General features: G+C 58.3%; 27 protein-coding genes. 4 read left to right on the top strand and 23 right to left on the bottom strand.

Annotated features, from left to right (window positions below):
• Positions 1–345 precede the first annotated feature (345 nt).
• The 3 genes from C4S59_RS13590 (at position 346) to C4S59_RS13580 (ending at position 2065) form a co-directional block, all read left to right on the top strand.
• Positions 346–918, top strand: coding sequence for a hypothetical protein (locus C4S59_RS13590; protein WP_103911071.1), 573 nt, complete (start codon positions 346–348; stop codon positions 916–918).
• Between the two features lie 111 nt (positions 919–1029).
• Positions 1030–1341 carry a hypothetical protein gene (locus C4S59_RS13585; RefSeq protein ID WP_146064544.1) on the top strand — a complete coding sequence of 104 codons (312 nt, stop codon included), beginning with the start codon at positions 1030–1032 and terminating at the stop codon, positions 1339–1341.
• A 115-nt stretch (positions 1342–1456) separates the two neighbouring features.
• Positions 1457–2065: a hypothetical protein gene (locus C4S59_RS13580; RefSeq protein WP_103911069.1), complete on the top strand. Its 609-nt coding sequence runs from the start codon at positions 1457–1459 to the stop codon at positions 2063–2065.
• A gap of 21 nt (positions 2066–2086) precedes the next feature.
• On the opposite strand, the gene cmk is transcribed toward C4S59_RS13580, so the two are convergent.
• The 19 genes from cmk to C4S59_RS13485 form a co-directional block, all read right to left on the bottom strand.
• Positions 2087–2698, bottom strand: coding sequence for a (d)CMP kinase (gene cmk / locus C4S59_RS13575; protein WP_103911068.1), 612 nt, complete (start codon positions 2696–2698; stop codon positions 2087–2089).
• Between the two features lie 23 nt (positions 2699–2721).
• Positions 2722–4062, bottom strand: coding sequence for a 3-phosphoshikimate 1-carboxyvinyltransferase (gene aroA / locus C4S59_RS13570; RefSeq protein WP_103911067.1), 1341 nt, complete (start codon positions 4060–4062; stop codon positions 2722–2724).
• A 179-nt stretch (positions 4063–4241) separates the two neighbouring features.
• On the bottom strand, positions 4242–4955 hold the full coding sequence (trmB, locus tag C4S59_RS13565) for a tRNA (guanosine(46)-N7)-methyltransferase TrmB (protein WP_103911240.1): 714 nt from the start codon (positions 4953–4955) through the stop codon (positions 4242–4244).
• Positions 4956–5025: 70 nt separating this feature from the next.
• A complete protein-coding gene (locus tag C4S59_RS13560) occupies positions 5026–5928 on the bottom strand; it encodes a DMT family transporter (RefSeq protein ID WP_103911066.1) in 903 nt (300 codons plus the stop codon).
• A 12-nt stretch (positions 5929–5940) separates the two neighbouring features.
• Positions 5941–6981, bottom strand: coding sequence for an aldo/keto reductase (locus C4S59_RS13555; RefSeq protein WP_103911065.1), 1041 nt, complete (start codon positions 6979–6981; stop codon positions 5941–5943).
• Between the two features lie 43 nt (positions 6982–7024).
• Positions 7025–8122 carry a molybdenum ABC transporter ATP-binding protein gene (gene modC, locus C4S59_RS13550; RefSeq protein WP_103911064.1) on the bottom strand — a complete coding sequence of 366 codons (1098 nt, stop codon included), beginning with the start codon at positions 8120–8122 and terminating at the stop codon, positions 7025–7027.
• Complete coding sequence (modB, locus tag C4S59_RS13545) at positions 8119–8814, bottom strand: molybdate ABC transporter permease subunit (RefSeq protein WP_103911063.1); 696 nt, start codon at positions 8812–8814, stop codon at positions 8119–8121. Before modB ends, modC begins: the two co-directional genes overlap by 4 nt.
• A 14-nt stretch (positions 8815–8828) precedes the next feature.
• Positions 8829–9575, bottom strand: coding sequence for a molybdate ABC transporter substrate-binding protein (modA, locus tag C4S59_RS13540; RefSeq protein WP_103911062.1), 747 nt, complete (start codon positions 9573–9575; stop codon positions 8829–8831).
• A gap of 107 nt (positions 9576–9682) precedes the next feature.
• Entirely contained in the window at positions 9683–10684 is a 1002-nt protein-coding gene (iolG, locus tag C4S59_RS13535) for an inositol 2-dehydrogenase (RefSeq protein WP_103911061.1), read from the bottom strand.
• Positions 10685–10726: 42 nt separating this feature from the next.
• Positions 10727–11755 carry a Gfo/Idh/MocA family protein gene (locus tag C4S59_RS13530; protein WP_103911060.1) on the bottom strand — a complete coding sequence of 343 codons (1029 nt, stop codon included), beginning with the start codon at positions 11753–11755 and terminating at the stop codon, positions 10727–10729.
• Positions 11748–12572, bottom strand: coding sequence for a 3-methyl-2-oxobutanoate hydroxymethyltransferase (locus tag C4S59_RS13525; RefSeq protein ID WP_103911059.1), 825 nt, complete (start codon positions 12570–12572; stop codon positions 11748–11750). Before C4S59_RS13525 ends, C4S59_RS13530 begins: the two co-directional genes overlap by 8 nt.
• Positions 12573–12586: 14 nt before the next feature.
• A complete protein-coding gene (locus C4S59_RS13520) occupies positions 12587–13360 on the bottom strand; it encodes a TIM barrel protein (RefSeq protein WP_103911058.1) in 774 nt (257 codons plus the stop codon).
• Position 13361: 1 nt separating this feature from the next.
• Positions 13362–13673, bottom strand: a complete 312-nt coding sequence (locus tag C4S59_RS13515) for a MocE family 2Fe-2S type ferredoxin (RefSeq protein WP_103911057.1) — start codon at positions 13671–13673, stop codon at positions 13362–13364.
• Positions 13674–13683: 10 nt separating this feature from the next.
• The gene (locus tag C4S59_RS13510) at positions 13684–14643 is read right to left on the bottom strand and encodes a sugar phosphate isomerase/epimerase family protein (RefSeq protein WP_103911056.1); all 960 of its coding nucleotides are present in this window, start codon (positions 14641–14643) and stop codon (positions 13684–13686) included.
• Positions 14640–15644, bottom strand: coding sequence for a Gfo/Idh/MocA family oxidoreductase (locus C4S59_RS13505; protein ID WP_103911055.1), 1005 nt, complete (start codon positions 15642–15644; stop codon positions 14640–14642). Before C4S59_RS13505 ends, C4S59_RS13510 begins: the two co-directional genes overlap by 4 nt.
• Positions 15645–15758: 114 nt before the next feature.
• Complete coding sequence (locus C4S59_RS13500) at positions 15759–16553, bottom strand: ATP-binding cassette domain-containing protein (protein WP_103911054.1); 795 nt, start codon at positions 16551–16553, stop codon at positions 15759–15761.
• 10 nt (positions 16554–16563) lie between these two features.
• The gene (locus C4S59_RS13495; protein WP_234994772.1) at positions 16564–17583 is read right to left on the bottom strand and encodes an ABC transporter permease; all 1020 of its coding nucleotides are present in this window, start codon (positions 17581–17583) and stop codon (positions 16564–16566) included.
• A gap of 159 nt (positions 17584–17742) precedes the next feature.
• Positions 17743–18696, bottom strand: a complete 954-nt coding sequence (locus tag C4S59_RS13490; RefSeq protein WP_103911052.1) for a substrate-binding domain-containing protein — start codon at positions 18694–18696, stop codon at positions 17743–17745.
• Positions 18697–18797: 101 nt separating this feature from the next.
• On the bottom strand, positions 18798–19826 hold the full coding sequence (locus C4S59_RS13485) for a sterol desaturase family protein (protein WP_103911051.1): 1029 nt from the start codon (positions 19824–19826) through the stop codon (positions 18798–18800).
• A gap of 175 nt (positions 19827–20001) precedes the next feature.
• Here C4S59_RS13485 and C4S59_RS13480 point away from each other — a divergent pair, with 175 nt between their 5' ends.
• On the top strand, positions 20002–21030 hold the full coding sequence (locus C4S59_RS13480) for a LacI family DNA-binding transcriptional regulator (RefSeq protein ID WP_103911050.1): 1029 nt from the start codon (positions 20002–20004) through the stop codon (positions 21028–21030).
• A 15-nt stretch (positions 21031–21045) separates the two neighbouring features.
• Here the strand turns inward: C4S59_RS13480 and C4S59_RS13475 are convergent, their stop codons facing one another.
• From C4S59_RS13475 to C4S59_RS13460, 4 genes are read right to left on the bottom strand one after another with little or no spacing between them, the layout of a single operon-like run.
• Positions 21046–22935: a bifunctional sugar phosphate isomerase/epimerase/4-hydroxyphenylpyruvate dioxygenase family protein gene (locus tag C4S59_RS13475; protein WP_103911049.1), complete on the bottom strand. Its 1890-nt coding sequence runs from the start codon at positions 22933–22935 to the stop codon at positions 21046–21048.
• A 55-nt stretch (positions 22936–22990) separates the two neighbouring features.
• The gene (locus C4S59_RS13470; RefSeq protein ID WP_103911048.1) at positions 22991–23854 is read right to left on the bottom strand and encodes a shikimate dehydrogenase family protein; all 864 of its coding nucleotides are present in this window, start codon (positions 23852–23854) and stop codon (positions 22991–22993) included.
• On the bottom strand, positions 23854–25365 hold the full coding sequence (locus C4S59_RS13465; RefSeq protein WP_103911047.1) for a tripartite tricarboxylate transporter permease: 1512 nt from the start codon (positions 25363–25365) through the stop codon (positions 23854–23856). The genes C4S59_RS13470 and C4S59_RS13465 overlap by 1 nt, the downstream gene beginning before the upstream one ends.
• Entirely contained in the window at positions 25365–25931 is a 567-nt protein-coding gene (locus C4S59_RS13460; protein WP_103911046.1) for a tripartite tricarboxylate transporter TctB family protein, read from the bottom strand. The genes C4S59_RS13465 and C4S59_RS13460 overlap by 1 nt, the downstream gene beginning before the upstream one ends.
• Positions 25932–26002 lie beyond the last annotated feature (71 nt).

The raw sequence follows: 26002 nt of genomic DNA, 5'->3' as shown, positions 1-26002 counted from the left end.
GGTTGGTCACTTCAGACGCTGCTGAACACAAAAAAGGGCCGATGGTATTCGACCCCGCTCGATCATCTGTGTTGCTGCGTTTACGCCTTGTCGACGCGCGCGATATACCTGCCTCTTTACTGTGTGGCAAGGGTAAGTGCGATTTCGTCAAGAAAACTTGGGTTTTCCGCCTATTTCGGCCTTCACCGGCGAAAACACCAGCCATTTCTCGCCATTACATTTGGTTCCGGAAACAAATTGTTTATCTTTTTTGTTGTTTTTACACCAATAGTAGCCCTTGATAGTCAAACTGAATGCGCTCACTTTAATATCTACATACAACTCAAAGTCGAAGGAGAACTCGCTATGAAGTTCGAGAATAATTTCTTCGGTTTTAATGATTACGGCACCATTTTCACAGACATCATGATAGAACCGAAAGAGGTTCCTTCACCGCAGAATTCAACCGCCCCGGCGCCACAACACAACACGCACCAAAGATATGATCAAATTGATTGGGAGCGCAGCCTCTGGGACAAAGAGGTTCTGGTCATGTCCGAACCCGGATCCGCCATCGAAAACGCCCTGACACGCCTGTCCGCGCATTTCGAGGCACTGAGCATCATCGATCAACCCAGAAGCGCGCTGCGCTGTGCAAAGTATGCTGACGGACTGAAAAGTATCTTTGTAATGGACCTCGACACACTGCCTAGCGATGGCGACGCGGTTCCGAAGCTGTTGCACTTGCGGCGCGCAAGTCCGGGGCTGACAACGATTATCGTTTCTAGCCACTTCCATCATAATGACACGACGTTAGAACGCCGCGCCATTGCCGACTGTTCATTGCGGATGCCGATCAGTGACTCTGAACTGCTCCGCGGAATGGGCCTTGCCTGCCGAAACACAAACCTTCGCCTAAAGGGCGAGTTTTTCTCGTAAAACACGCCATACTTTTTCTCCCCAATCTAACCATACGGATAGATTGATAGACCCGCCCAACCTAAGTTATCAAAGTGACTATGAATTAGTAACGTAGGTTGGGTTATGGTAATGGGTATCTGGACACAGGTCGCACAGTTGAGGGATCTGCTTAGCTCCATGGAACGGGATCTTGGGCTGGATAGCCTAAGCTCGAATGAACGGGACATTTTGTTGGCATTTTACGCGAATGCCGCTGAACGCGCCGATGTTGGTTATGTCTGCACAACAGACAAAGTACGTGCACATCCGACGGTTTCTCGGATTTCTCAACCTACTTTTCACCGCACCTTGCGCCGTTTGTTGGACAAAGGGTTGGTGATTCAGTCGGATGATCTGCCTTTGGGCACTTATGTGCTTCCGTCAGAAAGCCCCCGTGCCTGAAAAACACTAGGCGCTTTGGCAGAAATCTACTAGAAATTGAAACTGATCAGCAAAGCTCTGCTGATCAGTTTTTTTATTGTTTTCATTTCCGCGCCCGAACCCGATAGGAGGCGCCATGTCTGATTTCGACGCGACCAAAAAGCAAACCAGCATTTTGGAAACCCTGCTTCAAATAGCGGTTTTCAGCTTTTTCCTTTTGTTTGCGTCGCTGATCGAACAGGCTCTTATCCCCTACACAACATTCCGCGCAGATACGGCGGCACAAGTCGAAATACCGATCATTTGCCTGACCTTTGGCCTGCGCGTGCTGGGGGCCTATTTGGCAGGTTTTAAATCCATAATCTTCTTTGCCCCCGCAGCCTTGGTTCTTGATGCCACAAGCCAGACCATCCTTGGGCTGCATTTCGAAAATGGCTTGGTCATGCTGATCCTGCTTACGGCCGCGCCAGTGATCTTCATGCTTTTCGACTGGGCATCCCCTGTCCCCCATATTGAGATGCTCAATACGCCTTCAGGCTGGCGCATCCTTGCGTCGGGAAGCATCATGATCGCGATGGTCGAAACCCTAGCAACGCACATTCTGGCAGGCACACATCCATACACGACACCGCCGTCAACGGATCTGGTCGTGTTCTTTGGAAGCAAAATGTTGGGTTTGGCTGTGGTTCTTGCCGTGATGTTGGCGGCCAAGCGCATCATGCGCAGCCCCAAGGACGCGAACTAACGCACCAATTCCGACCGGAATTCAGCCTGCGCGGCGCGCGTCGATTTCCCGAATAGCCGTTGCGATGGCCTCATCAATGGACAGCTCGGACGTATCAATCTGAATGGCGTCATCGGCAGGACGCAGCGGCGCATCCTTGCGCCCCATATCTCGGGCATCACGTTGGCGCACATCATCCAAAACCGTTTCGAAATCCACACGCAGCCCGTTTGCCACCAATTCGCGGAACCGGCGATCAGCACGGATTTCGGCAGAGGCCGTGACGAACAGCTTGGCCTCGGCATCCGGACAGATCACCGTCCCGATATCGCGCCCGTCCAGAACCGCACCGCCCGACCGGCGGGCAAAAACCCGCTGGAAATCTACCAGTGCCGCACGCACTTCGGGGATCACAGCAACCTTGGACGCGGCCTGCGCCACCTCGGGCGTGCGCAGATCGTCGGCTTGCAAATCCTCGGCACGTAGATTCTGCGCGGCCTCAATTGCCGCAGTACCGGTCAGAACCTGCTTGCCGACGGCGCGGTACAACAGGCCCGTGTCCAGATGGGCAAAGCCATAGTGGGCTGCCACAGCCTTACTGATCGTTCCCTTCCCCGCTGCCGCAGGTCCGTCGATTGCAATCGTAAACGCCATGGTCGCCCCCTACCCTTCAACCCTTACTGTGTCAGCTTGGCACCCAACTGGGTCATCAGGCTTTCGAAGATCGGGAAGGATGTGGAAATCGGACCCGAGTCATCAACCGTCATCGGCGCATTCGTTGCAAAGCCCATCACAAGGAAGGACATCGCAATGCGGTGATCCAGATGGGTTTTCACCGTGACACCACCGGCAACGTCGCCAAAGCCACGGCCATGAACAGTCCACCAGTCCTCGCCCTCATCCACGTCCACACCCGCCGCACGAAGGCCGGTAGCCATCGCATCGATCCGGTCGCTTTCCTTGACGCGCAGCTCTTTCACGCCCGGCATATAGGTTTTGCCCTCGGCAAAGGCCGCAACGACGGACAGCACAGGATATTCGTCGATCATCGACGCCGCACGTTCTGCCGGCACCTCGATGCCCTTCAGATCGGGAGAATACTTGGCGCGCAGATCGGCGACAGGTTCGCCGCCCTCTTCGCGCATGTTTTCAAACGTCAGATCAGCGCCCATGTCCTGTAGAGTATAGAACAGCCCCGCGCGCGTCGGGTTCAGGCCGATGTTCGGCACCAACACATCCGATCCTTCGGTGATCAGCGCCGCGCAGACAGGGAACGCCGCCGAGGACGGATCGCGCGGCACGATGATGGTCTGCGGTTTCAGCTCGGGTTGGCCGGTCAGCGTAATAACGTGGCCCTCATCGGTATCTTCGGTCACGATCTGTGCACCAAAGCCCGCCAACATCCGCTCGGAGTGATCGCGTGTAGCTTCGCGTTCGATCACCACGGTCTGCCCCGGCGCATTCAGACCCGCCAACAGAACAGCCGACTTCACCTGCGCGGACGGCACCGGCGTGGTGTAGGTCACGGGCACAGGGTTTTCCGCACCGATGATCGTCATCGGCAAACGGCCACCTGACCGGCCATAGGACCGTGCCCCGAACAGCGCCAAAGGATCGGTCACACGCGCCATGGGGCGTTTGTTCAGGCTGGCATCACCTGTGAACGTCGCCGCAATCGGACAGGTCGCCATCGCGCCCATGATCAGGCGCACGCCAGTGCCAGAGTTGCCGCAATCGATCACGTGATCGGGCTCGGCAAAACCACCGACACCCACGCCATGCACGACCCAAGTGTCGCCCTGCTTTTCCACATCGGCACCAAAGGACCGCATCGCCTTGGCCGTATCCAGCACGTCCTGACCTTCCAAAAGGCCGGTCACGCGGGTCTCGCCCACAGCCATCGCGCCAAAGATCAACGAACGGTGTGAAATCGACTTGTCACCGGGGACATGCGCCTCACCGGACAGACCCGAGGATTTATGTGCAGACATAGGAGTGGCGGGGCCGTGGCTCGACATAGAAACCTTCCTTATTCATCAGTCGCGGTTTGATACTTGTCCCGCCGCGCAAGGTCCACACCTTCCACGGCCCTCAAACGCGACAAAAGCCGCGATCAAGCCCAAACCATTGTATTTTCTTTCCACAAATACCTTGGGGAAATTGGCCAAAGGCCAAGGGGGCAAAGCCCCCAGCCACCTCAGGTCCGGCGGAACGTCATATAATGGGGCGTGCGGCCTTCGCGGAGCGCCTTCTGCTCATACCGTGTCGACAGCCAATCATCCCACGGGTCACGCCAGTCGGACGGGCCTTCGGCCAGCCATTCGAAACCGGCTTTCGGCACTTCTAACATGGTCTGGCGCACATAGTCGGGAATGTCCGTCGCAACACGGAACTCGGCTCCTTCCCGCATCACCTGATGCAAGGGCTCCAGATGTTCTTGCGTGACAAAGCGCCGACGGTGATGGCGCTTTTTGGGCCATGGGTCGGGATAGAGCAGGAATGCCTTCTCAACCACACCATCGGGCAGCACGTCGAACAGGTCACGCGCATCGCCGGGATGGATACGAAGGTTATCCAGCCCTGCGTCCTTCACCTTGCCCAACAGCATCGCGACGCCGTTGATAAACGGTTCACACCCGATAAACCCTTTGTCCGGATTGTTCTTGGCTTGATGCACCAGATGTTCACCACCGCCAAAGCCGATCTCCAGCCACAAGGGCCGACCACCGAACAACGCGTCGATATCCAGCTTTTCGCGGTCAGGGTTTACGTCCCAACCGACCGCTCCGGGGGACAGAGCCGCCAGATCGTTTTCCAGATATTCTTCCTGCTTCGGTCTCAGGGTCTTGCCCTTGAACCGACCATAGAAATTGCGCCACGGGGCGCCCGAGGGGTGCTTTTTCTCTGACATGGGACGCGCCATGCAACAGAGCGCGCTTAAGGTCAAGAAGTTGGGCTTGTGTCGGACGCAGATCGAACCGTCACAGGATCAGGATCAGCATCAAAATCGACAGGGTCAGGACCGCGATACCCGCGATCTCCTTGGCCGTGATCTTTTCCTTGAAGAAAAGGGTCGAGGCCATGATCGAAAAGATCAGTTCGATCTGACCCACGGCCTGAACATAGGCGGCGGTTTGCAGGGTAAAGGCAACGAACCAGCCGAAACTGCCCGCCATGGAAGTGATACCCACCCAGACCGCCGTGCGCCGCGCCTGCCAGACACGGGTCAGTTCACCCGGCTGTTTGAACCGCATCCACAGCCCCATCATCACTGTTTGGGAAAGGGTCACCAGAACAAGCGAAACACCTGCGCGGATGATGGGATCATCGCTGGCAACCTGAAGCGTCGCACCGCGATAGCCGATGGCCGCCATGGCGAAAAACGCGCCCGACAACAGACCCAGCGCCACCGCCCGCGTCAGGAACCGTTCGCGGAAGGAGCCGTTGGTATTTGGCGTGTCGGACAGGATCAGAACGCCAACCAGCCCGATCAGGATCGCCAGCCAGCCGTAGCCGCTTAAAGGTTCGGAAAGCACGATCCAGCCAGCCAGCGCGGTCTGGATCACTTCGGTTTTCTTGAAGGTGATACCGACTGCGAAATTACGCTGCCGGAACAGGGCCACCACGCACAGCGTCGCCATAATCTGGCCGATGGCACCAGCCAAGGCGTAGGGCCAGAAAACACCGCCCAAAGCTGGCACAGATTGACCAGTGTAAAACAGATAGCCGCTGGTCAGAACCAAAGCCGCAGGCATCGCATAGGCAAACCGCGCAATGGTAGCGCCTGCGGTGCTAAGCGTTCCTGTGCTCAGCACCTTTTGTAACATAAAGCGGATCGTCTGAAACAGCGCCGCGGCGATGGCAAAGACGATCCACAATTCCATGTTTAAACCCGATCAGAAGGGGAAAGGATGCTGTTTGTGCGTCTCGTCCAGCGCTGTCAGCAGTTCTTCGGACAACTCGACATCCGCAGAGGCAAGCGCGACTTTCAATTGCTCCATCGTGGTCGCGCCGAAGATCGACGAAGACACAAACGGACGACGCGCAGACCAAGCAAACGCCATGTGCACCGGATCAATCCCGAACTTCTTGGCCACCTCAAGGTAGGCATCCACCGCAAGGAACGCCCGGTCGGTCTTGCGCCCGCCCAGATCACCGTTGATCGCCATCCGGCTGCCTTCCGGCAACGCACCGTTCTGGTATTTGCCCGACAACAGGCCGGCACCCAGCGGCGAATAGGGCAGAAGGCCCGCGCCTTCGTTGATCAGCGCCTCGGCCAGATCGGTGTCAGCCATCCGGTACATCAGCGAATATTCGTTCTGAACCGTTTCCATACGCGGGCCGCCCATCTTTTCCGCGACGCGGATCCAGTTGGTCAGGCCCCAAGCGGATTCATTCGACAGGCCAATGTGGCGGATGGTACCGCGTGTGATTTCATCCTGAAGCGCACCCAACATATCCGCCATGTGCTGAAGGTTGTCTTCGCGGTTCTGTTTGGACGGATCGTATTTCCAGTTCTGACGGAAGCCATAGCTGCCACGGTTCGGCCAGTGCAGCTGATAAAGGTCGATCACATCGGTTTTCAGACGCTTCAGCGACCCTTCCAGCGCGGCGCGCATGGTGTCCGGCGACATGGGTGCCCCGTCGCGGACCAACTGGCTGGGACCGGTCAGCTTGGTCGCTAGGATCCAGTCATTGCGGCGTCCCGTCTTTTCGAACCAGTCGCCGATGATCGCCTCGGTGTTGCCGACGGTTTCGGCCTTGACCGGATTGACCGGATACATCTCGGCCGTGTCCATGAAATTCACGCCATGATCAAAGGCATATTCGATTTGTGCGTGGCCCTCTTCGGCGGGTGTCTGGTTGCCGAAAGTCATGGTGCCAAGGCAGAGTTCGGAAACTTCGATGCCTGTGCTTCCCAGCGGTCGCATTTTCATGGGGGCGCTCCTTATTGGTGTTTGCGGCGGACCTTACGCGCTCTCACCCTGACTGCAAGCCCCCACCCACGTCAGCCGGAGCCACCGCCACGGATTTGAGAACGGCGAAACATGTGCCCCCTTCATGCAGGCCCAAGGCATCCGCACTGCGCCGTGTGACACGCGCCAGAAGCGTGTCATCGCCTGCTTTTAGCTGCACGATCACACCCGGCCCGTCGCCACGTTTCATCGACAGCACAGTCACCGGCAGGACGTTCAGCGCCGACAATCCAACAGGCCGGTCCGCCGCGATCAAAACTTCTTGTGCCAGAATGCGCACGCGCAAGTGGCTACCAACCTCGGCTGGCACTGTGGGCAGCCAAAGCGTTCCGCCAGATACTTTCAGTTCCGTCACACCATCATCGGCATGATCCACGACCTGCGCGGTCAGGACCGAACCCGCATCGCGCACACCAAAGACGCGGACCATCGACGGATCGGACAGCAGATCACTGACAGCACCGTCCTTCAGAACCTTGCCGTCTTCCAGAACCACCAGATGGGTCGCAAGCCGTGCGACCTCGGCCAGATTGTGGCTGACGTAGATGATCGGACAGCCGCTTTCGGCGCGCAGGCGTTCCAGATAGGGCAAGATTTCCGCCTTGCGCGGCGCATCAAGCGCGGCCAGCGGTTCGTCCATCAACAGGATTTCGGGCTCGGACAACAAGGCACGGCCAATCGCCACGCGCTGCGCTTCGCCGCCCGACAGTCGCGCGGGGCGACGGTCCAACAGGCCCTCGATCCCCAGCATCTGGGCCACGCGGCGAAGATCACCCTGCCCCTTCAGGCCCGAAGCCTTGCGCCCATAAAGCAGGTTGTCGCGCACCGACATATGCGGGAACAGCCGTGCTTCTTGGAAGACATAGCCAAGACGGCGTTTGTGAACCGGCACATCGACGCCCGCGCCTGCATCAAACAGCACGCGGTCATGCAAAGCGATCCGCCCCTCATCGGGTCGCAGCAAACCGGCAACCACGTTCACCACCGATGTTTTGCCCGACCCAGAGCGACCGAACAGAACGGTCACCCCGTCCGGCGCGTCGAAACTGACGTCCAGGGCGAAATCGCCAAGGCGGCGTTTTATGTTCACCGACAGCGTCATTTGCCGGAAATCCTATGTGCCACACGACGCGCCAGCCATTCCGACAGGGCAACTGCGCCCAAAGCCAGCGTGATGGAAATCACCACCAGCGTCAGCGCCGCGTTTTCGCCGCCGGGCACTTGCAGGAAGGCATAGATGGCTGACGGGATCGTCTGGGTCTGGCCGGGGATGTTCGACACGAAAGTAATCGTTGCGCCGAATTCACCGACCGCTTTGGCAAAGGCCATCACTGCCCCTGCGATGATCCCCGGTGCGATCAGCGGCAGGGTGACTGTGCAAAACACGCGCAGCCGTGATGCGCCTAATGTGGCAGCCGCGTCTTCCAGTTTCGGGTCCACAGCCTCGATCGCCAACCGGATCGCACGCACCATCAGCGGGAACGCCATAATCGCCGCCGCCAGCGCCGCGCCTGTCCAGCGAAACGCCAATGTCACCCCGAACCAGTCATAAAGCAGCCCGCCAACCGGCCCCTGCCGCCCGAATGTAAGCAACAACAGATAGCCTGTCACCACCGGCGGCATGATCAGTGGCACCAGCACAAGACCGTTCAATATCTGACGCCCCACAAACCGCCCCCGCGCCAGCGCGTAGGCCGTTACAATCCCCAAAGGCAAGCTAAGGACCGTGGCCCAGAAGGCCACCTTGAGCGACAGCGCCACCGCCTGCCATGCCTCTTGTCCTAGGTAATCCATGATGATTGCTTAGCTTACTCGGTCACAGGAACAAAGCCGTATCGGGCAAAAAGCGCCTGACCTTCGGCACTTGCCAGCCATTCCAGAAACGCCCGCGCCGCATCAGCGTTCAACGCATCGGCTGTGATAGCGGCAGGATAGGTGATGGGCGGATGGCTATCTTCGGGGAACTGCGCAACCACATGGACACGGTCATCCGAGGCTGCATCGGTGGCATAGACGATGCCCAACGGCGCCTCACCCAGCGCAACCAAGGCAAGCGCAGACCGCACGTTATCCGTCTGCGCCACACGTGGAGCCAAGGCATCCCATTGCCCCAGATGCGCCAGCGCCGCCTTGCCGTAGATACCCGCAGGCACCGCATCGACCAGCGCCATGGCCAGCCGTGTATCGTCGGGCAGAAGTGCCGCAATGTCCGTGGGCATATCACCCGCTTCGCCCGAACCATGCCCGATCAAAACCAATGCATTCGCCGCCAGATCGCGCCGCGTATCAGGCGCGATCATCCCCTTCTGATCCAGCCAATCCATCCATTCTGGGCTTGCAGACACAAAGATGTCGGCAGGCGCGCCAGCCGCGATCTGGCGGGCCAGAACCGAACTTCCTGCTGGGGCGATGGTGACATGCTGGCCTGTTTTGTCTTCCCAAACATCCGCCGCCTCGCCCAGCACATCGCCCATGCTGGCGGCAACAAACACGGTCAGGTCCGCAGCCCAAGCAGGCGCGGCAAACAGCCAGAAAGACAGAAGAAAACGAAGCATGGACACAGTCACCGGATTAGTCAGGTGAACCTTGTCCCGAAAGGCGGCGATGAGCAAGCCGACCAAAGTGTCGCGCCGGACGAAACCCGCCGTCCGGCGCGGAAGTTTTAGGACAGAATATTAGCCATCATCACTGGCGCACCGGTTTTGGCCGACCGTGTTGCCGCTTCGGCCATGGCCAGCGCGGCTACGCCGTCTGCCAGTGTCACGGGCAGCGCGCCACCGTTGGTCAACGCCTCGACAAACGCCGCCCATTCCGCCGCATAGGCAGGCATATAGCGCTCAAGGAAGAAGTAGGTCGGCTTAGCACCGGTCACGCCCGCAGTCGTGCTTTTGACCACAGTATTTTCCAGCATGTTCTGCGCTTGCAGAAGGCCCTCGGATCCCAGCAGTTCAACACGCTGATCATAGCCATAGACCGCACGGCGCGAGTTTTTGATCACCGCAATGCGCCCATCTGCATAGGTCAGTGTAACCGCAGCTGTGTCCACATCGCCTGCATCACCAATAGCCGGATCGACGATGGATGTGCCAACGGCTGTGACGGACACAGGCAGATCGCCCATAATGAAATTCGCCATGTCGAAGTCATGGATCATCATGTCGCGGAACAGACCGCCCGAAACCTTCACATACTCAAGCGGCGGCGGGGCCGGATCGAAGGATGTGATCGACAGAAGTTCGGCCTTGCCGATTTCGCCAGCGACGAGCGCATTTTTCAATGCACCGAAGTTCGGATCAAAGCGGCGGTTGAAGCCGATCATGACGGGACGGTCGGTTTTGGCGACCGCCACCTGACAGGCCTGCGCGCGCTCAAGGCTCAGGTCCACGGGCTTTTCGCACAACACGGCCTTACCAGCCGCAGTTGCGGCCTCGATCAGATCCGAGTGTGTGTCGGTCGAGGTGGCGATCAGAACCGCGTCGATGCTGTCGTCAGCAATAATTTCCTCGGTCGTGCGGGCAACCGTGCCGTATTGCGACGCCAGTTTCTGCGCCGCTTCGGGGAAGTAATCCGATACCGCAGCCAGTTCGCTGCCCGGGTGCGAAGAAATGGCGGTTGCGTGCACACCAGCGATGCGACCTGCGCCTAGAAGTCCGACTTTAATCATATGTGTATTTCCTGATGATCGGGGCCCTTTACCCCTGTTGTTTCAAAGCTGGATGGACCGGCCTTCTTCCGCGCTTTGCCGCGCGGCATCCAGAACGGCAAGCGTCCGCGCACCTGTTTCGGCCGTCACGGGCGGCTCGGTGCCGTCGGCGACCGCTTTGGCGAAGGCGGCGTAGTAGTCGTGATAGCGCCCCTGCTCGGCTGGTACTTTTGCCGGACCTTCGTCGGTATAAAGCGTGCCCCAGTTGCTTTCAGGCTCATAGCCCCAGGCATCCGGATCATCGGTGGGTTGCTGGCCCGCGAAAATCTGTTGCGCCTGCACGTCGGTGCCGTAGCTGACGTAGGCGCCTTTGTCGCCATAGGCCCGCAGTTCACGGGTGCTAAGGCGGTTCAGTTTTGATGCCGACACCACAGACACCGGACCGCTTTCGTGGTTCAGTGTGATGACAAAGCTGGCGTCCGTACGACCCTCGGGCAGATCAACGTGATCCATGTGCACCGAAACCGACGTGACCGGACCGTTCAACCAGATCATCTGGTCCACCAGATGGCTGCCCAGATCGCGCAACAGACCGCCTGTCGGGCCGGCCTCAAGCGTTGCGGGATCGTCGAAATCCATCCGGCTGTGAATGCGCCAGACCTGACCCAGACGACCATCCCTGATGATCTTGGCCAAGGTCTGCAAATCGGAATCGTAGCGGCGGTTCTGGTACACACCCAGTGTCACGCCCTTGGCCTTGGCCGCTGCGTCCAACTCCATTGCGCCCTCGTAATTCGGGGCAAAGGGTTTGTCCGCCACCACGTGCAGGCCAGCATTGATCGCTTCCAGAACAAGATCACGGCGCGTCTGGGGCGGTGTGGTGATGGTCACCGCATCGCAAACGCCCGCTTCGATCATGGCCGTCAGGCTTGGGAAAATCGGAACATCCGGCCAGTCGGCACGCGCCTTGGCGACAGTCGCCTCGGCCCGTGCAACGATGCCTGCCAACGAACAGCCCTCGGCCGCTGCGATAAACGGCGTATGGAAATGCTGACCACCGGTGCCGTATCCTACAACGCCAACCTTAAGCATCGTTTTTTGCCTGCTCGAGGAACGCATCGAACTGATCGTCCTTGATCGCCACCGAATGGCAGGCTTCGGGGTAGCCGCCGTTGTCCACGTCCGCCTTGAAGTCTTTGAACGCCGCGATGCGTTCGTTTTGCAGACGCTCAAGTTCTGGCGCGAAGTTGCGATAGACCTTGCCGTGACGCGGCTTGTGGTTTTTGCCGTAGCCGCAGACGTCTTCGGTAAACAGGTACTGCGCGTCGGCATGTTTGCCTGCGCCCATACCCAGCATCAGCAGCGACGAGTTTTCTGTCAGGTATTTCGCAACGCGATCCGGCACGACCTCAAGCTCGGCACCGAAGACACCGATCTTTTCCAGCATCTGGGTGTGCTTCCACAACGCCAGCGCTTCGTCCGCGGTTTTGCCAACTGCGCGCCAGCCAGTCCATGTGATGTAGGACGGGATCAGACCGATGTGGCCAACAACTGGCAAGTGGTTGTCACAGAGCAGCTTCTGAATGTCGTAGGACGCCGAGCAATAGTAGGCGTCACCGCCGATGCCCGCGTAATGGAACGCCGCGCGCAAATAGTCTTCGCCCGTTGCGATGGGACGGCCTTCAAACCGGCCCCAACCGCCATAAGGCAGACCGACCTGAACGAAACAATCGCCCGCCGCTTCGCGCATCTCTGCGTCAAAGAACTTGCCTTCGATCGACAGCATGTGAATGCCAGCCGCATTGGCCGCAGCCGCTTCTTCCGGTGTGGTGACGAACAGCATCGAAATCTTTTCGCCACGCTTTTTCATCGCACGGAGGTCTTCGACATGGGGACGATTGTGGTACATCTGGGGTTCCTTCTTTAGAGGGTAAAGGCCGCACGGAACGCGTCCAGCGCGTCCTCGGGATCGTCTTTGGCAAAGGCTTCCATGCCGACGGGGCCGTCATAGCCCATCGCGTGCAATGCCTTGGCGATCATGGGCCAGTTCATTTCGCCGGTGCCGGGTTCACAGCGACCGGGGTTGTCTGCAACCTGCACTTCGCCGATCCACGGCAGGCAGGCTTCGGCGTGGCGGATCACATCGCCCTCGCCGATTTGCGTGTGATAAAGATCAAGGTTGATGCGCAACTGCGGGCGATCCACAGCGGCAACCAGTGACAGAACGTCAGCGGTGGAATTGAACGGACAGCCGGGGTGTTCGCGCAGGTTCAGGTTTTCCAGCGTGAACATCACGCCTTCTTCCTCGGCCATATCGCAAATCCGGTGCAGCGTGTCGCGGGCGCGCAGCCACATGCCAGGCGCCACATGCGCCATCTGCGGGATCGGAATGCCCATATCCCCCAGACCGGTGCCATGCAGGTTCAGGCGGTGGACGCCCAAACGCTTGCCGACCTGCGCTGCTTCGCGGGCGGACTTGATCAACATGTCCGCCCCCTCGGCATCTGCAAGACGGCCTTCCAGATATCCGTTCATGATGGTGAAGGTCGCACCTGTTTTCTCAAGCGCGTCCAAGTCCCAATCCGGCCAGTTCCAAAGCCCGACACCAAACCCCAGCTCTTTCAATCGCGACGCGCGCCATGCAATAGGCTTGTCCTGCCAGAGCATTTCCGCACAAGCGGCCAGTTGGAACGCCATATCAGATTTCCACGAACACGCGGCCGTCTTCGACCTTGGTTTGGTAGGTGTGCAGGTTTTCACATGCAGGCGGCGTTTCCACTTCGCCGTTGGTCATGTCGAAAATCGACGCGTGTTTCGGGCATTCGATTGTCGCTTCGACAACCAGACCGTCGCACAGGTGCACGTCTTCGTGGGTGCACAGACCATCTGTGCAATAGTAGTTATCTTCGTGATCGCGAACGATGATAAAGGTGCGGTCCCCGTGATCGAAACGGATGACATCTTCTTCATCGATATCTTCAGCAGCGCAGGCATCAATCCAAGTTGGCATTGGTCTTTCCTCAGATGTCTTGGGGTTTGAAGTCAGCGGGCGCGCTTGGCATCACGCCCTGCAGAAGGGTCACGGATTTCTCCAACCCTTCCAAAGAGTTCAACAGAACGTCTTCGTGTTCGATAGACAGCCAGCCGTCGTAGCCGGCCATTTTCAGGCGGTAGCAGAACTGGCGCCACCATTCTTCGCCGTGGCCGAAGCCAAGCGTGATGTAGGACCAGCTGCGCGCCGGAATATCCATCAGGGATCCGTTTTCCAGCAGACCGGTCGTGGCCTGGACAGGGGCGTTCAGCATCGTGTCTTTGGCATGCACGTGATAGATCGCATCGCCCAACGCCTCGGCCGCAGCCAAAGGATCGGCGCCCATCCAGAAAAGGTGCGACGGGTCGAGGTTGGCCCCAACCACGGGCCCGACCGCGTCGCGCAGTTTCAGGAGGGAGGGTACGTTATAAACACACTGGTTACCGTGCAATTCCAACGCGATGCGCTCGACACCGCATTCTTTTGCCAGTTCAACGATCTCTTGCCAGAACGGGATCAGAACATCGTTCCACTGGTAGTTCAGGATCGCCTGAGTTTCCGGCGGCCAGCTGGACACAACCCAGTTGGGCATCGTGTCATTGGCATTGCCCGCAGGCAGGCCGGACATGGTGCACACGGTCTTGATACCCATCTCACCGGCAACGCGGATTGTATCCTTTAGGTCGCTGCCTTGCTTGGGGTCGGTGGGATGCAACGGGTTGCCGTTGGCGTTCAGGCTGATCACCTCAAGCGCGCGTTCGCCGAAAGCGTTCAGAAACTCTTTCCGCGCGCTGGCGTCTTTCAACATCGTTTGCAGATCGAAATGCGGCGCTGTGGACCAGCCACAGGTATTCACCTCAATACCCGAAACACCCATGCGCACCGCGCTATCAAGCAGGTGATCAAGGCTCATGCCACCAAGGCTGTCGGAAACGAAACCAAGCTTCATGCGTACAACTCCGGCTTTTCGATCAGGGAAACAGGGCTTGTCTGGCCGCTTTCCAGCGCGCGCACGCCCGCTTCGGCGACAACTGCGGCGCAGTAACCATCCCACGCATCCGACGCGATGCCTGGGAATTCGCCGGTTTCGACAAAGCGGATGAATTCACGGTTCTGACGGCGATAGGCGTCCGCGTAACGGCTGCGCCAGTCCGCATCATAAGGCGTGCTGGAGGTGAAACGGCTGTCGGTGCGCGTGTAGGCCACGTTGTTGATCGCGATGGAACCGGCTTCGCCCACCAGTTCGGCACGCACGTCATAGCCATAGGCCGCGTTGTTGTTGATCTCGATCATGACAAGCTGGTCATCAGAGGTTTCCAGCACCATCACAACGGGTGCCACGCGGCTGTCCGACCGGCGCGGCTGATGCGCTGTGATCGAGGTGTATTCAACACCCATGACATGTCGCACAACGTCGAATTCATGCGGGGCCGAGTTGGTAATTGCCATTGCACCGGTAAAGTCCGACGCAGGCGTTTCCACGTTGCGGTGGAAGTTGTGCATCATCAACGCACGACCCAGTTTGCCGCCGGTCAATGCCGCGCGCATGTCTATGTAGGATTGATCATAGCGACGCATAAAGCCCAGCATCACGTGGCGCGCGTTCAGAAGAACTTCGGCCTGCATGACCTCAAGGCATTCGGACGATTTCTGCGACAACGGCTTTTCGCACAGCACACGTTTGCCCGCGTCGATGCACTGTCGTGTCAGGTCCGCGTGGGTGAAGTCGGGGCTTGCGATGACAACAGCGTCAACATCTGGCCGTGCGATGGTCGCTGCGGCATCTGTCGCCACATCCGCCGCCGAAAATTTGTCTGCAACCGCAGCCGCGCGGTTGTTGTCGGGATCACAGATCACCTGAAGTGTCGCACCGGGCACTTCCTGAGCGAAAATTCGGGCGTGATCTTCGCCCATCAAGCCAGCCCCAATGATAGCAAGTCGTGTTGTCATGTTTCTATCTGACCTAAAGAGTGATGCGACGACCCGGCGAAGCGCCAGGCCGTCAGGGGGGAAGAATGGGAAGTCAGCCCATTCAGGTGGTTTGTCCTAGTGGTCGACGCGCGATTACGCGTCGGCCATTCCGTCGATATTGGCTTCCAGATCTGCCATGGATTCACCGCCCGCCATCAGGTCGGCGATTTCTTCTCGGCTCTTTTCGCCTTTGCGGAAGTCCGCCGCGATCGCGCCGCGGATCAGAACCGCGAAGTGGTCGCCAACGGCCATCGCATGCATGACCTGGTGGGTGATGAAGATCACCGCCAGACCACGACGTTTGGCTTCGTTCACGATCCGCAGAACGTGGGCTGCCTGTTTCACGCCAAGGGCCGCTGTCGGTTCGTCCAAAATCAGAACGCGGGCACCGAAATACACCGCGCGGGCAATCGCCAGCGACTGACGCTCACCACCCGACAGGCCACCAACCAAACGGTCGCCATCGGTGATGCGGGTGATGCCCATCTTCTGGACTTCCTCGACCGCGATCTGGTTGGCCTTCTGGCGATCAAACACCTTGAACGGGCCAAAGCCTTTGGTCGGTTCCGCACCGGCAAAAAAGTTCCGGCCCACCGACATCAGCGGATAGGTCCCGCCGAACTGGTGCACAGTCGCGATCCCCATTTCCTGCGCATCGCGCGGACGCGGGAAGCGGACCTCTTGGCCGTCCATCATCATCTGGCCACGGGTCGGCTGATGCACACCCGACAGCGTTTTGATCAGCGTGGACTTGCCGGCACCGTTGTCGCCCAGCAGACAAAGAACTTCGCCTTCGTGCACCTTGAGCGAGATTTCGTGGAGAACGTCGATCGGGCCAAAGCTTTTGTCGACGTTGCGCATTTCCAATACAGGAGCTTTATCAGACATCGTTAAGACCTCACTTCTTCTTGGACGTCGACGCACTGGTCGCGAGATTACGGAAGGTGTCATTCATCAGAACCGCGATCAGAAGAAGCGCGCCGATGAACAGCATGTTCAGGTCTTTGTCGAAGGTGGTGAAGTTGATGCCCTGGAACACGATGCCGAATGTCAGCGTGCCGAACACAACCCCTGTCACTGTCCCGAAACCACCGGTCAGAAGCACGCCGCCAACAACCACACAGATGATGGTGTTAAAGATCATGCCGAACTGGGTTGTCGTACTTGCCGTGTTCGCCAGAACCGCTTCGGTCATGCCGACCAGTGCGGCGGCCATGGCAGACAGCATAAACAGCGCAATCTTCAGACGGTTGGTCGGGATACCTGCGTTGCGAGCGCTTTCCTGATCACCGCCCATAGCGAAGATCCAGTTGCCCCAAGGGGAAACGTGCAGGATGTAGAAGCACATGACCGCCACAACGATCCAGATAAAGAACGAGCTTTGCAGGCTGCGGAAGATTGTGAACGCGCTTTCGCCCTCACCGATCACCAGCGAATGATAATCGCCCATCAGGAATTCAGAGATGGCACCCACATCAGGCAGGCTATGCTGTGTGGTGCCCGCGATTTGCTTGGAGACATAAGCGTTCAGACCGGCCACAACGAAGAGTGTGGCAAGCGTTACGATCAGCGACGGCACCTGCGTGCGGGTCACCAGCATCCCGTTTATCCAGCCGATGGCGGCAGCGACAGCAAAGCTGAACAGGACTGCGACCCAGAAATTGAAACCGAAGATCTCGACCGCCATGGCCAGCACGATACCACCGGCAGGGATAACCGCCCCGACCGAAATATCCAGCTCGCCCGCGATCATCAGAAATCCGATCGGAATAGCGATAATACCCACCTTGGAGGCGAAATTGAGCCAGGTCGATGCGCCGAGCGGTGTCAGAAAGTTCTTATCCCAACCGAAGAAGCTGAAGAAAAGAAAGATCAGTACGAAACCGGCTGCCGCGCCCGCTTCTGGGCGTCTGAACAAGCTGAGGAGTGAAAACCCTCCTTCTGAAGACTCGTTCTTTGTTGATTGTGTGTCCGCCATTTTATTCCCCAAGGTGAACTTTTGCCTTTTGCGCATGTCCGATGTTACGGGCGCAATGAGTTGCCCGGCCAGCATGGGCCAGCCGGGCGAATGTGCTGATTAGCGTGCGCCGAGTGCTGCGCCTGCTTTGACAGCGTCAACGTTCGATGCGTCGATGATCGCCGGACCGGTCAGAACCGGATCTGTCGAAATCTCTGTGCCAAACTTCAGGTTGGCGAACAGCATGGACGTTGCAAGGAAGCCCTGGAGATAAGGCTGCTGGTCGATAGCCATTGTCTGGGTACCGGCCGAGATACGCTCAAGCGATGCGGGCGAGAAGTCAAAGGCGGAAACCATGATGTCCAGACCGGTCTGCTCAACCGCGTTTGCACCAGCGGCCGCACCGAAGTCCGCGCAGGATACCATCGCGTCGATCGAGCTGTCGCCGATGAATTCCGCTTTCAGCGCCTCCGCTGTACCTGTGACGTCACCGTCAAGGTTCGCAGGTGTGTTCAGAACAGTCACTTTCGCGCCTGCTTCTGCAGCACCGTCGGTTACACCGCGGCAACGCTCTTCAAGGTTGATCGCGCCCGGAACCTGGATGTGGCAAAGGATGTGCTTCGCGCCTTTTTCAGCAAGGTACTTACCACCGCCGAAGCCCGCTTCGTATTCGTCAGAACCGAAGTAGTTGATCGCGTTGATGTCAGCTTTGACCGGCAGACCCGAGTTGTACTGCATGATCTTGATGCCCTGCTCGCCTGCGGCCTGCAGTGCGGGGATCTGTGCGTCCGGAACCCAGACGGGGATCGCGATGCCGTCTACGCCCTGCGCAACCGCTTGGTTGATCAGTGTCACCAGATCGGGACCGAAGTTTTCGTAGTTCTGTGTACGCAGGTACTGAACTGTACCGCCGTTGGCTTCGACCATGTGTGTCGCGTCATCGACACCTTTTTTGATCTTGTCCATGAACGCATCTTCGACAGAGCCCGCGATAACCGCGATGTCCTGCGCATATGCGCCCGTTGCCATCAGCGTGGCGGTCGCCGCCGCCGTGATGATTGCCTTCAGTTTCATGTCATATCCTCCCTAGTGGTCCCGTTCCTCTTACGGGTGACATTGGTTATGGCCGTGGGGCCGTTTTGCGCTGTGACGCGCAGCTCTTCAGGTCAGTCGACCTATTCCGCAGGCGTTGCCGTTGGTTTTCTTGAATTCTGCTTTTCCTTTTTCTTGCGGAAACGCGCCTTCATCTTCTCGTCCGCCTCTTTCGAGCCGTCGTGCCAAGTGCCGAACAGCATATCGAGGGGCACAACACCGTCGCCGCCGTAGTTCACCTCAAAGTACTTGTGGTGCAGGTAGTGAACGTAGGCGTGGCTATCCAAAGTGGTGTCTTCGGTCAGTTCGAGTTTCTCGAAGCCAAGGTGCCCGTTGATCGCCCCGAAGCCTGCCGCATGCAGCGTGAAATACGCGCAAATCGGGTTGGACGGGATCAGCAGGTGCAGCCACGCCTCGGCCATGTAAGGAAAGCCTTCACCGGGGTGCATCGACAGCGACGACCATGGGCTCGGGTTGATCGAGTTGTGGTGAACGGAATGGATGTGTTTGTACAAGAAAGGCGTATGGATCAGGCGGTGGAGACAGAAGAAATAGATCTCATGCACAGCCGGTGCCAAAAGGATCACCACCGTCAGCCAGACCCAATGCGTCGTCCACGGCAACCAGACCGCCCAGCTGTTGGCATAGGCCCATAGCATCACGATCTCGACGACCGTCCACAGCGGCACGGTGATAAAAAACGACCGCAGGAAGTTGTCGATGTTCTGGCTTTTGAACCAGAAGACGTCTGACGGGTTTTCCGACGGGAACTTGCCGTTGTACTTGAACCGGTTCCCCTGCTTGCGCTTGACGTAGTAGATCAGCTCGAAGCTGCCCAGAAAGACAAACAGTCCAGCCGCGTTCAGGCCATACAGCCAAAGGTAATTCGTGATGGAAAGCGTCGCGAGGCTTTCCCAACTCGGGATCAGCAGAGTGACCCAAATGATCGCTGTCGCCAGATGGAACGCATTCCACGGCCACAAGTACTCGGGCACCCAGGCAAGAACCTTCCGAAGACTGAACGGGCGCTGCCAGATAGGTGCTGGCTTGGCTTGTTCATTCGGGGCCCAATTGCCGCGTTTGTCGCGTGTGCCGTAAAGCAGATCGTCCATTCATTCCCTCCCATCCGCAATCAAGCGCCACTTGTTAGCGCTAAGATTTGCTGGACCTGGGTTCTGCCAGAACGACACATTTTCGATCAATAGTCTGATACTTTTCGTTGCAATTTCGTTTCAAAACATGTCAGATCATTTCCTGAATGAGATAAAATGATACGAAAGAGGCACAATGAAACGCCCCACCATTCCCGATCTCGCCGAAGCCGCTGGGGTTTCGGTTTCGACAGTGAACAGAATCATCAACGGCGCCGAAAATGTGCGCGAATCGACGCGGGAATCGGTGCTAAGAACGGCTGAAGAAATTGGCTTCTATGGCCTTGGCGCCATGACGCAATCCGTTATGGCACAACGAAAAACCTATCATCTGGGCGTTCTGCTCCAGCAAAGCGGCAGGACGTTTTACGACGAACTCGGGAAGGCGATTCGCAGCGCAGCTGAGATGCATCCAAATTGCAGGATCAAACTGACGCTTGAGTTCGTCAGCAACCTGTCTCCTGAAAATGTGGCCCAACAGATCATCTCATTGGGTGAAAGATGCGAATCGATTGCCGTTGTCGCGGCACAGCATCCTATCGTCGCCAATGCCATCGACACGGTTCTGGACAACGGCGTGCCTGTCGCGGCCCTGATCGGCCCCCTGTCAGCGCGCGGGAATGTCAGCTTTGTCGGGCTTGATAACTGGAAGATCGGCCGCACCGCCGCATGGGCCTTTGACAAAATGGTCCGCAACCCCGGCAAGATCGGCATCCTTGTGGGCAACCACCGCTTCCGCAATCAAGAAATGAACGAAAGCGGCTTCCGGTCCTATATGCGGGAATACAATCCCAACTTCACCCTGCTGGAACCTCAGGCGACCTACGAGTCCGCCGCAGCAGCCCGCGATATCGTTGAGCAGATGCTGCGCGATCACCCTGACCTGTGCGGCCTTTTCATCTCGGGTGGCGGGATCACGGGGGCCATCGGTGCCCTGCGTGACAATCCGCGTCGCGATGATTTCGTGGCAGTCGGCTATGAGTTGTTCGATGTCACCCGCAGCGCATTGGCCGACGGGACGCTGACCATGCTGATCGCCCACCCGATGGAGGCCTTCGCCCGCGAGGCCATCGCCACCATGATCAAGTCCAAAGACCTTGGCCCCGGCGCAGGGGCGCAACGGGTGGCGTTGGGCTTTGACATTTTCACACCGGAAAACATCTAGGCGCGACGCAAGGATTTATGCCTTGGGCATGCCTTTGGGCCGCAACAGACGTTTCTGCGCCGCAATCCGGAACGGCGCGTTCGGCGCGCCATATCCGTCGTAGTGATCGACGCGTTGCACGATCTCGAAAAAGAAGCCGCCCGCAAAAGGTTTCGAATAGAACTGATAGAACCCGCCCTGTGCGTCTTCGTCATACAGGATGTGATGGGCTTTCAGTTTCTCCAACTGCGCATCATCAATCGCGAACCGCGCCTTCAGGTCGCGGTAGTAGTTCCCTGTCATCGGCAGCGGCTCAAATCCAAGGCCCGCCATTTCTTCGGCAGTGGCAAAGATATCGTCCGCCTGGAACGCCAGATGCTGGACCGCGCCACCAAAACTTTCGGCCAGGAAACTGCCCGCCAGCGTCCGGTGCGTTTCCGCGCCGTTCAGCGTGATACGCACCTGTCCGTCCGGCGTCTCAATCGCCTGACTGCGCACCAACCCGTCGGGGTCGATAACGTCATTCATCGGCGCGCGCTTCATGTCGAAAATCGAGGTGTAGAACAGCGACCAGCTGAGCATTTCGTCATAGTTCATCGTCTCGGCCACATGGTCGATCCGTGACAGGCCCACTTTATTCTCGGGCCCTTGCCCGGATGGCCGGAATTCCACATCCCAAACGTCGCTCAGACCGCTGGCTTCGTCGATAAAATGCAGAACGCTACCACCGACACTGCGGATTGCTGGGATTTCCAATTCACCGGGTCCGACCGGCTGGCTGAACAGGTCCTCGCCCAACGCTTTGGCACGGATGGTCGTATCGGTCGCATTGGACACGCGCAGACCTACGTCACAAACCGAGGTGCCGTGCATCGTATAGGCCGACCCAGCAAAGCCGGTTTCTTCCTGGTTCAGCACGATCCGGATATCGCCCTGCTGCCAAAGCGCCACCTTTTTCGACACGTGGTTGCCCACGTGTGTAAAGCCCATCGAGGACAGCAACTTGCCCAGAGCATCCGCCTCGGACCCGCGCGTGGTGAATTCGACAAACGCCACACCATCAACGGTCAGACGCGCCGGAATATCCGGCACAGTGGCGGCGATATCGGGTTCGATCCGGCGCACGTCGTCCATCAGGGCGATCAACGATCGGTAGCCATCCCGCGCCAGCCCGACGGGGCGTCCGCCGCGAAACTGGTCGTTGAAAATCTCAAGACTGATCCAGTCGTCATAACCGGTGGCGGCCACCGCACGCATAAAATCGGTCACGGGCAGATCGCCCTCGCCCGGCATGTTGCGGAAGTGGCGCGACCAATAGAGCAGATCCATGTCGATCAGCGGCGCATCTGCCAACTGCACGAAGACGATCTTGTCCGACGGAATGCTGCGGATCGAGTTCGGATCAATCTTGCGGGACAGTGTGTGGAAGCTGTCCAGAATGATGCCCACGTTCGGATGATCGGCACGTCGCACGATTTCCCATGCATCGCGGTGATCATGGATGTGACGGCCCCACGCCAGCGCCTCGTACCCGACCTGAATGCCGTAAGGCTTGGCGATTTCACCCAGCTCTGCAAAATCATCCGCCGCACGATCGATCCCGCCAACAGAGGCAGGGTGCACCGTGGAACAAACCAGAATGCGATCTGTGCCCAGTTCCGCCATCGTGTCGAACTTGGCCTTCGCGCGGTCAAAGGCCCGCTGGCGAAGATCGCCTGTCAGGCCTTCGAAATCGCGAAACGGCTGGAACAGGGTAATCTCAAGCCCATGGTCACGGATCATCTGGCCGATTTCACGCGGGGTGCCTTCGTCGGCGATGAAATCCTGTTCAAAGATTTCGATGCCGTCAAAGCCAGCCTTGGCAATGGCATGCAATTTTTCCCGAAGGTTTCCGGAAATCGAGACGGTCGCGATTGAAGTCTTCATCTTTTGTCCTTCTCTGTCACACCAGCGCCGGCTTACCCGCACCTTGATCGCCGCGTTAAGCGGACTTCAGCTCTGGCTCGACCGTTTCAAGCAGGGCTTTGCGCAGCCCGTCCTGATCCAGTGCCGTGCCAGAGAAATGCGCCCATGCATGAACGCCTTGGAAGAAAAACAACTCGTAACCGGAAATCACATCCAGACCGGCAGCTTCGGCATCGGTCAGGAATTGCGTATCAACGGGCGTATAGACCGCATCAAAGGCCCATTCCGCGCCATCCATTGCCGACGCCGCAAGCGGTGTGCCGCCATAGCCGACCATGCCAACAGGCGTGCCGTTCAGCAGACCCGTTGCACCGGTTGCAGCCACAACCGCGTCGGTTTCCACAACGATCTTTGTCTTGCTGCCCAATGCCGCCAGTTCATCCGCCAGCGCCTTGGCCTTATCCGCCTCACGATCCACCAGCCGTAGTTCCGATGCGCCCAGCTCGACCAGCCCAAAGGCAAGCGCACGTCCCACACCGCCGGTGCCGATCAGACAGCAAACGCCCGGCGCTTTGTCAGCACGGGCCAGACGATAGGCCGCGATAAATCCGCTGTAATCGGTGTTCTGGCCTTTCGGGCCGTCGGCTTCGAACAGAACAGTGTTCACGGCACCGATGGCGCGGACCATCGGATCGTCGATGGTCACAACCTTGGCCGCGCGCTCCTTGTAGGGATAAGTCACGTTGATCCCGCGATACCCGCGCTCGACGCATTTGCCGAACACAGTATCGAAGTCTTCGTTCATATCCTTGGGGATCAGACGGTCGTACTGCACCTCCATGCCATTCTGCTGGCCAGCCAGCCGGTGCAGCAAGGGAGAGCGAGACCGCGCGATATTGTCGCCGATCAGACCCAGTTTAAGATCCGGCTTGGCCGTCATCAGGTGTTTTCCTTTTTTGCGAAGATGCGGGATTTGCCCCATGCCCAGACCGGTGTCTGGCTGACAAAAATCAGAACCACTGCGATCAGAAGAACGGTGGACAGCGGGCTGCCGAAGACACCGGCAAAGAAGTTGCCCAGATCTTCACGTTCCGAAATGATCGCGCGGCGCCAGTTGTCGTCCAGAAGGCGCGACAGGATCACGCCCAGAATGACCGGCCCCAACGGATAGCCGTAGTGGCGCATGAAGTAGCCAAAGACACCAAAGCCCAGCATCCAGTAGACATCGGTGATCGAGTTATTCACCGCAAACGCACCCACGATGGACAGCAGCATGATCAACGGGATCAGCACACTGCGGGGCATTTCGACGATCTTGGTGAACAGCTTGATCCCTGTCAGGCCGAACAGAAGCATAAAGCAGTTTGCCATCACCAGACAGCCAACGATGAACCAGAACATATCCGGCTGGTCGATCATCAGCATGGGGCCGGGGTTCAGGCCGTGAATGAACAGCGCACCGATCATGATCGCGGTGACCGCATCACCGGGGATGCCCAGTGTCATCATCGGGATAAAGGCCCCGCCCACGGCGGCGTTGTTGGCGGTCTCAGGGGCCACAAGACCCTCCATCGCGCCATCGCCGAATTCACGATCAGGGTTCTTGGTGACACGCTTGGCGTGGTCATAGGCCATCAGCGCCGCGATATCGCCACCGGTGCCCGGCAGTGCGCCAATGGTCACCCCGATAGTTGATGTCTGCACAGACAGCGGCAGGTGTTTTTTCACGGTCGCCAGCGACGGCACAATGCGGGTGATCTTTTGACGCACGGCGTCCTTGTCGACGTGGTGAAGTTGCAGCAGCGCCTCGGACACGCCGAACATACCGATCATCACCGCGATGAACGAAATACCGCCCTCCATCAGGCGGAAGTCAAAGGTAAAGCGTTCCGCAAAGGTCAGCGGGTCACGGCCCACTGCGCCAATCGCGATGCCCAAAGCACCGGCGAAGATGCCCTTCACAAGGCTGCCTTGGCTCAGCGAGCCCACCAGCAGAATACCAAGGATCGCCAGCAGCATGTAGTCGCGCGGCTGGAATTTCAGCGCGAAGTCCGACACGAAGGGTGCCGCCAGCGCCAGAACGCCGATGCCGATAAAGCCACCGATGAAGGACATAACCGTGGTCACACCAATGGCTGTACCCGCCTCGCCGCGTTTGGCCATGGGATAGCCATCCAACGCTGTTGCAATCGCCGAAGGGGCACCTGGGATATTCAACAGGATCGCCGTCCGCGAGCCACCGTAAACGCCCCCCATATAGATGCCGATCATCAACGAGATCGCCGGATAGACATCCCACGAGAAGGTAAAGGAGATCAGGATCGACACGGCCATCGTCACCGACAGGCCGGGGATCGCACCGACATAGACACCGGCAAAGGTGCCAAGACCCACGAGCAGCAACAACTGCGGGTCCGAGAAAACGGTCAGGAAGTGCATCAACGTTTCCATCACTGCGCCCCTCCTGCAAAGACGTTTCGGAAAAACTGGATCAACTCGGCCTCGGGCACGATGCCGGCGGGCATCAGAACGGTGAACACAATGCGGAAGATCAGCCAGACCACCACAAGGCTGAACACCGCGATTCCCACGGTCCAGAGCCAGCTACGCTTGCCAAGGATCTTGATCGCGGCGATCAGGAACAATGCCGATGTGGGCAGAAAGCCCAAGGGTTTCAGCAGAACACCGAAGGCCACCAGAAACAGCGCGAACATCACAACAGTCAGCGGCAGGATGTCTTTGATTAGGCTTTCTGTGCGATCCAACGGCAGTTTCGCCGTGTTCCACAGAATGACAGCAGCACTCAGCACCATGGCCGCCGTTGTGGCCATCGGAATGGCCCCCGGCGATGACAGGGCATCAAAGCCCGCAATGCCATAGGCGCTGTTCAAAAGGAAAAGGCTGGCCAGCAACATCACAAGGGCAAAAACCAGCTCTCCCGGTCTGCGCTTGTCCGGCTCTCCGCCGGGTGTGGCATCGGATGTGCCATCGTGGTGGTCCGGATCGATGTGTTGCATGGGCCTCCCCCAGTGTTGTCGTCTTAAAGTCAAAGGACGCCGCACCTCTTTTATGAAATGCGACGTCCAAG

Source organism: Thalassococcus halodurans, from assembly GCF_900108225.1.
GTDB lineage: Bacteria > Pseudomonadota > Alphaproteobacteria > Rhodobacterales > Rhodobacteraceae > Thalassococcus > Thalassococcus halodurans.
This window is presented reverse-complemented; position numbering and strand designations above follow the sequence as displayed.